Here is an 8316-nt window from a genome sequence, read left to right as displayed (position 1 = left end):
CCCCACAAAAAATAGGATCAAGACAATCATCAAATTGCCTTGATCCTATTTTTAGTTAATTGAATTACTTTTTATAAATTGACTTTGGAATCCCGTAACGTGAACGGCCCCAAGTCTTTTGTAACCAAGGAACGCACCAGTAGTCCAAACCAAATGAACGACCAGAACCATTCATTAATGCAATGGCTGCAAAGACAATCCATGCATGTGGCCAAGTGGCAATTCCCATAAAGAATACGATGATCAATGCGAGGTTGGCAATCCATGTGAATAGCCCAAAGAATATCAAGCATCCAAGAATCGCTTCAATTGCGGTTAAGCCAAATCCAACTGGAATGATGACGTTGGCTGAAAAGGCATCAACCATTAAGACAATTCCCAAGAACATTCTTAGCGGAACGCTCCACAATGCGTTACTTCGACGAGCGGTAATACCAGGAAGAACTGTTCGATTGTTGTTGACTCTGAAGAATTCTTCTAAGATGTATTGCATCATGAAGTAACCGGAATGAATTCGCATGAAGTAAAGGAGGTTGGTCCCATGCTTCATAATGGTTGCGATCCAACCACGAATTCGTTTGCCGCCAAAGACTTGAGCGATACCATAGTAGGCACCAAATGAAACGGTGAAGCCCATGTTTTTATCATGGAATTCCGTATAGTTGTGATTGCCTTCAATATCAGCGGCAATGTTTGCGGCAGAAACAACGGCTTCGTTTTCAGCTTCCTGAGCAGTTTGTGGAACGGCACGTTCTGCGCCTTCCTCAGTTGCGTTGGCATCATCACCGGCAACGTAGATGCTCTTATCTTCAAATCCCTTGGCTTGAAGATATTGGTTGGTAACCAAACGGCCACCACGACCGGCATCAATCCCAAAGCTGTCGGCAACATGATTGGTTTTAACTCCGGCAGTCCAAATTAACGTATTTGTTGGAATTGAATCCTGATCCTTAATATCAACACTGTCTGGATTGACGGAAGTGATCATTGAAGAAGTGCGAATTTCAATGCCGTTCTTCTTAATGAACTTTTCAGCGTGAGCTGCATTGGTTCGATCAAGCATGTTAATAATGGTAGGTGCGGCTTCAACCAAGAGGATGTGGATCTCGTTTGGATCCAGCTTGTAATCCTTGGCCAAAACCTTCTTATAATCAATTAATTCACCGATTGTTTCGGCACCGGTAAATCCGGAACCACAGACAACAATCGTTAACATTGCCCGACGCTTCTCAGGATCACGTTCGATGGCACCTTTTGCGATGACATCACGGATGTGGGCCCGAAGACGAAGTGCATCTTCCATTGACCATAATGTGTAGCCGTTTTCTTTAACTCCGGGTGTTCCGAAGTCGTTGGGTTCACCACCCATACTAATTAGCAGGCTGTCAAATGGATAGGTGCCATTCTCACCTGTGACGACCTTTTTCTCCTTATCAACAGCAGTCACATTATCCGTAACCAACTGCACGTTTTTCTGCTTGTGAAAAATTCGTTGCAGATCGTACTGGATACTGCTTGGATCAACCCGCTCAGTGGCAACTTCATGTAATCGGGTAAGATAGGTGAAGTATGAGTGACGGTCGATTAATGTAATCTGGACATCGGAGTTGCTCTTAAAACGTTTTGCCAACTTTTTAGTCGCATAAACGCCGGCAAATCCAGCTCCAATGACGACGATGTTCTTTGTCATGAAAAGATTCCCCCTTTGAGATAATTGCAATAAGATTGCTTCTAAAAATTACAATAATAGCATAAACTAATCTTATCATCCTTATTATAAATGCGGGGTAGACAATTGTCTAATGAAAGCCATTGCAACAATTTCACAAGTCAATTTGAGGATCAAAATAGATTGATATTCTAAACGATCGATGACGCTTTCACTTTTATGAGTGGATTGTATCCACTGTGGGCTCAAATTATGAATATTTACTGATAATTATTCAGTCTTTTAATTGAATGTTGACCGGTTTCTATATACAATAGGTGTATGTGAGGATAACTCATTAATATTTAGTAAGGGGGGATACAACAATGTTAAATGTCGGATTGTCGATGTTGGGGTTGTCACGTTTTCAATTTGCGATGACCACTGTGTTTCACTTCTTCTTCGTACCATTTTCTATTGGTTTAGCTTTTATTGTTGCAATTATGGAAACATGTTACGTTGTAACGAAGGATGACACATATAAAAATATGACAAAATTCTGGGGGAAGATTTTCCTTTATAGTTTTGCTGTAGGTGTTGTTACTGGTATTATTCAAGAATTCCAGTTTGGTATGAACTGGTCGGATTATTCAAGGTTCATGGGGGATATCTTTGGTGCACCACTAGCAATTGAAGCTTTGGCTGCATTCTTTATGGAGTCAACTTTCATTGGCCTTTGGATGTTCACATGGGATCGCTTCAATAAAGTGGTTCACTGTTTATTCATTTGGTTAACAGCTTTTGGTTCAACCTTATCTGCACTTTGGATTTTGGCAGCCAACAGCTTTATGCAAAACCCAGTCGGTTATGCAATGAATGCTGCACAACACAAAGTTGAAATGACCAGTTTCTCTGCTGTTATTATGAACCGTCAACTATGGAATGAATTTCCACACGTTATCTTCGGTGCATTCTTAACAGCTGCGTTCGTTGTTGCTGGATGCTCAGCATGGCGTTTACTTAAAAAGGATCACGAAAACTTCTATCGTAAGTCAATGAAGTTAACGTTGATCGTTGGTTTAATTGCCTGCTTAGGTTCTGTTTGGTCAGGTGATACTCAAACCCGTTATTTGATTAATAACCAACCAATGAAGTTTGCTGCTATGGAAGGCCTTTGGAAGAATTCAACTCAAAAAGGTAATTGGTCAGTTATTCAAGGTACTAAGAACCACAAGACCACTTGGTCAATTGAAGTTCCATATGCTTTGAATATTCTTGGTCACCATAGCTTGAAAGGTACCTTTAAGGGTCAACAACAAGTTAACAAAGAGTTGAAAGCTAAGTACAACAAGAATGGTCAGACACGTAATTACTACGTTCCAACCCGTACCTTGTTCTACAGCTTCAGAATTATGGCTGTATCAGCCGGATTGTTTGCACTTGTTGCAATTGTTGGATTATGGTTCAACCGTAAGAAGTCTCAAAGTATTATGAGACAGCGTTGGTTCCTATACCTGATGGGCTTAATGGTTTGGCTTCCATTTATCGTTAATACCTGTGGCTGGTTCGTCACTGAATTTGGCCGTTATCCATGGGTTGTTTACGGACTGCTGACCATTGCCGATGCGGTATCACCAACATCTACCGTCGCAAGTTTGCTGTTTACCAACATTGTTTACTTCTTGATCTTTGCTTCCTTGGGAGCTGTCATGATTATCTTGAGTCACCGGGTTCTCAAGCAGGGTCCAGATTCAGTATTGACTGACGGATACTCAAGCAAGCCTCAAGAATCAGACAAAAAGGTAGATCCATATGAAATGGGGGCGGCTCATAATGACTAGTTATCAATTTATTTGGTTCTTATTGATTGGCGTGTTGTTTAGCGGCTTCTTCTTCCTGGAAGGTTTTGATTTCGGTATTGGAATGGCCGTTCGATTCTTTGCTAAGAACCGTGACGAACGTGATACTGTGATTCAAACAATCGGACCGCACTGGGATGGAAATGAAGTTTGGCTGATCACTGCCGGTGGTGCAATGTTTGCATCATTCCCAATGTGGTATGCTTCATTGTTCTCAGGCTATTACATTGTTTTGTTCTTAATTTTGGTTGCTTTGATTTTCAGAGGTGTGTCATTTGAATTCCGTGCTAATATGCGGACCGATACTTGGCGCAACTTCTGGGAATGGGCATCAACTCTTGGTAGTTTCTTCGCCGCATTCCTATTTGGAATGATGTTCACCAGCATGATTCAAGGTGTTCCGATTGATAAGAACGGTGACATTTTTGGTAGCTTTACCACATATGTCAACTGGTTCTCTATCGTCGGCGGAGTTGCCGTTTCACTACTTTGCTTCATTCACGGATTAAACTTCCTGCGCTTGAAGACAAGTGGCGAATTAAGAGCACGTGCCGAAAAGTGGAGCAAGATTCTTTATCCGGTATTGCTTGCCGGTGAAGTTGTCTTTGTTATCTTGCTTTACTTGACCACTGATTTCTTTGCTCGTAAGCCAATGTCAACCTGGGCAATCTTAATTGCCTTGGTTATCTTCACCTTGGCAGCATGGTGGGGCGCACAATCCAGTCACGACTGGGCATCATTCATTGCCAGTGGACTTTCACTGATCAGTGTTGTTGTCTTAATCTTCAACGGATTGTTCCCACGAGTTATGATTGCAACGAACAATGCAAACTCAATTTTAATTAAAAATGCATCAAGCTCTCCATACACTTTGCATTTGATGACCATTTTGACCTTCACGATATTGCCAATTGTCTTGGTATACTTCATTTGGAGTTACTGGGTATTCTACAAGCGGATCAAGTCACCAAAGCAAGTTGCTTAATAAAGTGAGTGATAAATTCCGGGTTGTTCCTGGAGTCTAATAGTTGAAAGGCAGCAATGAACAAACATATTCATTGCTGTCTTTTGTTTTGCCCGGAATTTGCAATCAGTAGTCCTGGACTTCAAAGAAAACCATAAAGAAAAGCGCTCACATATTTCATTGTGCGCAATAATTCTTTATACTAGACACTGTAATTACTTTTTTATGGGGGAGTGAAAAGTTTGATTGATAAAAGATTGTTTGATCTGCCGGGGATGAAAAAATATGCCGGTATTTTAGGTGTCTTGGTATTCATCCAGGCAATCGCAATAATTGTCCAGGCTCGGGCATTGTCAATCGCGATTGTTAATTTATGGAATTTGCAGTCATTTAATACGGTCATTGTGCCGGCAATCGTGTTTACAGTTGCCTTCTTGGCTCGACATTTATTAACGGTGACAGAAAATCGCGTGCTTTTCCCATTCGTTGCCAAAACGAGTGGTGATATGCGGGAAGATCTGATGGCGAAAATTTTCCGTCTGGGACCTGCTGAAATTGATAAGCGCGGTACTGGAAACATCGTGACCATGGCACTTGAAGGAATTGACCAAGTCCAGACTTATTTAATGCTGGTCATTATTAAAATCTTGGATATGTCGATTACCCCATGGCTGATTTTGCTTTATGTATTGTTCCTTCGTTGGGAACAAGCTATTTTCTTATTTGCCATTTTTCCAGTTATTATTTTATTTATGATTATTCTGGGCCTCGCAGCGCAGAGTAAAGCAGATCGTCAATATGAGGGCTACCAAAGGCTGTCCAACCACTTTGTCGATACATTAAGAGGGCTGCCGACTTTAAAGCAGCTGGGGCTTTCCAAGCGGTATGCTGATAATGTTTATGAAGTCAGTGAATCATACCGGAAGGAAACCATGTCAACGTTAAAAATCGCGTTGACGTCTACTTTTGCCCTTGATTTCTTCACGACGTTGTCGATTGCCGTTGTTGCGGTCTTTCTTGGTTTTGATTTAATGGATGGCAAGGTCATGCTTCTGCCAGCCTTAACAATTTTGGTGTTGGCACCAGAGTATTTTTTGCCTATTCGAAACTTTGCCAATGATTATCACGCAACTTTAAACGGGAAAAACGCCATGAGTGCGGTGCTGGCTGTCCTTCACGAACCTGAAATGACGGAACGGGAAGTTCTCCCCGATCTTAAGTGGAACAATGATTCTACCTTGAAATTGGATCACGTTTCTTTAACGTATCCGGATACCAAACAGCCAACGCTGAAAGATATTTCGATTGATATTAAAGGGATGCAAAAAATTGGGATTATCGGGGCTTCCGGTTCAGGTAAATCCACTTTGATTAACCTGATTGGTGGCTTCCTATCACCAGACGACAAAGGCCGGATTTCAATTGATGGCCAGTCGCTGCCTCATTTAAATCAGGCAAATTGGCAGAAAAACTTTCTTTACATTCCCCAAAATCCATACTTGTTCCATGCAACTTTAGCGGATAATATTTCGTTCTATGTTTCAAACGCAACTGAATCTGAAATTAAAAACGCTGCCGATAAAGCCGGGTTGAGTAATTGGATCAAAACGTTACCGGATGGGTTGAACACCATGATTGGTGAAGGTGCCCGAACGGTTAGTGGTGGTCAGGCGCAACGGATTGCGTTGGCCAGAGCATTTCTTGATCCAAGCCGAAAAGTGTTGTTGTTTGACGAACCAACCGCCCATTTGGACATTGAAACTGAAGCAAGCTTGAAGAATGATATTTTGCCGGTCTTTAACGACCATTTGGTATTCTTTGCCACTCACCGGCTTCATTGGATTGGCGACATGGATTATGTTTTGGTCATGGATCATGGCCGTTTGGTTGAGCAGGGAACGCCTGATGAGTTGGCTCAACGAAATGGTGATTACGTCAAGCTTCGTTCAGAAATGGGGGCGGCAGACCTATGAAAAATTTGAGAAAAACATTTGCGAATGATACATGGGTTATGCCTTATCTCCGTAAATATAAGGGCTTGTTAATCCTGGTTCTGTTCTTGGGGTTCATGACGTTCTTCTCCGGCGGTGCTTTGATGTTTAACTCCGGTTATCTGATTAGTGAAGCCGCCCGTCAGCCATCCAGTATTATTTATATTTATGTCCCAGTTGTTTTGGCAAGGGCATTCGGAATTGCCCGACCAGTTTTTCGATATATTGAAAGATTGACCAGTCATAACTGGGTTCTTCGGATCGTTTCCGATTTTCGAAAGAAATTGTATCAAACTGTTGAAAGTAAAGCATCTGCCATTCAAAGATCTCATCAAACCGGTGATATCCTAAGTATTTTGGCGGATGATATTGAACATATTGAAAACCTTTATCTTCGAACCGTGTTTCCAATGGTCATCGGTTGGCTGTTGTACATTTTCGTGGTCATCGGTGTCGGTTCACTCAACTGGGTTGTCGGCCTGCTGATGCTTTTGTTACTTGGTGTTATTACAGTTGTCATGCCATTGGCGTCGGTTGCAACCAACGGTGTTCGTGAATTCAAGCAGCACCAGATTCAGCATGAATTTTACACAAACCTGACTGATGAAGTATTGGGACTTGGCGACTGGCTGATTTCAGGGCGTTATGACGATTTCATTAATTTACAGAAAAAGCCGATTAAAGAAATTGCCGCGCTTCGTAAAAGGGATCACTACTTCCAGTGGTGGCGTTCATTCTTCGTTCAGTTTATGGTTCTGTTGACAACGTTGACGCTATTGATTTGGTCAGCAAATCAATTTACCGCCACAAAATCGTTGGCTAACTGGGTAGCAGCATTTGCCCTGGCTATTTTCCCAGCGGTTTCGCCATTTGTGAACATGAGTCAAGGTGCCAGCGAGTGGCCGGTATATCGGCGCTCAATTGAACGGGTCAACGCGTTGGATTCAGGAGACAAAGAACCAGTTAAGCAGACTACTTTGGCGGAACCTTTCAAAGAACTGGCAATTAATCATTTGACGTTTAAATATTCCGACGGTAATCGGGATGTTGTTAAGAATATTTCGATGGATATTCATCCTGGTGAAAAGATCGCATTGTTAGGACCTAGCGGAACCGGGAAGAGTACTTTCTTGAAATTAGTTGTCGGTGATTTGACACCTTCTGAAGGTCAGGTCTTGGTTAATGATCAAAACATTTTGAACCTCCAAGATGTCCGTTCGTCATTGTTTGGAATTTTGGATCAACAACCATACTTGTTTGATACCACGGTTATGAATAATGTCCGGCTGGGAAATATTCATGCCACTGATCAGCAGGTCAAAGACGCGATTGCTGCAGTTGATTTGAAGGATCTCATCGAATCACTGCCGGATCAGTATGATACTCAGGTCCAGGAAGCCGGCAAGCGGTTTTCTGGAGGAGAGCGTCAGCGATTGTCACTGGCCAGAATTTTGCTTCAGGACGCACCAATTATTATCTTGGATGAACCAACGGTCAGCTTGGATCCAATTACTGAAAAGAAGTTGTTGGACAAAGTGTTTGAGCTGTTGAAAGACAAGACAATTATTTGGGTAACTCACCATTTGGCAGGAATTACCCATGTCGATCAGGTCCGTTTCATGGAGCATGGTCAATTCGATATGCAGGGCACTCCACAGGAATTGTACAAGAAGGAACCTAGATTCAGACAGTTGTATGATTTGGATAGGGGAAGATAATAGAGTGTGAGCCAAGCCGCTTAACTTCTGAGCATTTATGTAATAACGGATTTTGGCACGGTTCGTGCCGGAATTCGTTATTGGATAAAGCGGAGGAAGTTGGCTTGGGGAACACGTTTCAGCAAACCAAAATTAA

5 protein-coding genes are annotated in these 8316 nt (G+C 42.1%); 4 read left to right on the top strand and 1 reads right to left on the bottom strand.

Annotated features, from left to right (window positions below; translation table 11 throughout):
- Positions 1–64: 64 nt before the first annotated feature.
- A complete protein-coding gene (locus LKE01_RS06105; RefSeq protein ID WP_054769094.1) occupies positions 65–1690 on the bottom strand; it encodes an FAD-dependent oxidoreductase in 1626 nt (541 codons plus the stop codon).
- A gap of 344 nt (positions 1691–2034) precedes the next feature.
- Between LKE01_RS06105 and LKE01_RS06100 the strand changes: the two genes are divergently transcribed.
- From LKE01_RS06100 to cydC, 4 genes are all read left to right on the top strand, one after another.
- Entirely contained in the window at positions 2035–3489 is a 1455-nt protein-coding gene (locus LKE01_RS06100; protein ID WP_054769095.1) for a cytochrome ubiquinol oxidase subunit I, read from the top strand.
- Complete coding sequence (gene cydB / locus LKE01_RS06095; RefSeq protein ID WP_054769096.1) at positions 3482–4492, top strand: cytochrome d ubiquinol oxidase subunit II; 1011 nt, start codon at positions 3482–3484, stop codon at positions 4490–4492. Before LKE01_RS06100 ends, cydB begins: the two co-directional genes overlap by 8 nt.
- A gap of 221 nt (positions 4493–4713) precedes the next feature.
- Positions 4714–6444 (top strand): thiol reductant ABC exporter subunit CydD, encoded by a 1731-nt coding sequence (gene cydD / locus LKE01_RS06090; protein WP_056982647.1) that lies wholly within the window; start codon positions 4714–4716, stop codon positions 6442–6444.
- Positions 6441–8180 carry a thiol reductant ABC exporter subunit CydC gene (gene cydC, locus LKE01_RS06085; RefSeq protein WP_056982649.1) on the top strand — a complete coding sequence of 580 codons (1740 nt, stop codon included), beginning with the start codon at positions 6441–6443 and terminating at the stop codon, positions 8178–8180. Before cydD ends, cydC begins: the two co-directional genes overlap by 4 nt.
- The last annotated feature ends 136 nt before the right edge of the window (positions 8181–8316 follow it).

It is taken from the genome of Lentilactobacillus kefiri (genome assembly GCF_007989105.1).
Taxonomy (GTDB): domain Bacteria; phylum Bacillota; class Bacilli; order Lactobacillales; family Lactobacillaceae; genus Lentilactobacillus; species Lentilactobacillus kefiri.
The sequence above is the reverse complement of the archived record's forward strand: the minus strand, read 5'-3'. Positions and strand labels throughout refer to the sequence as shown.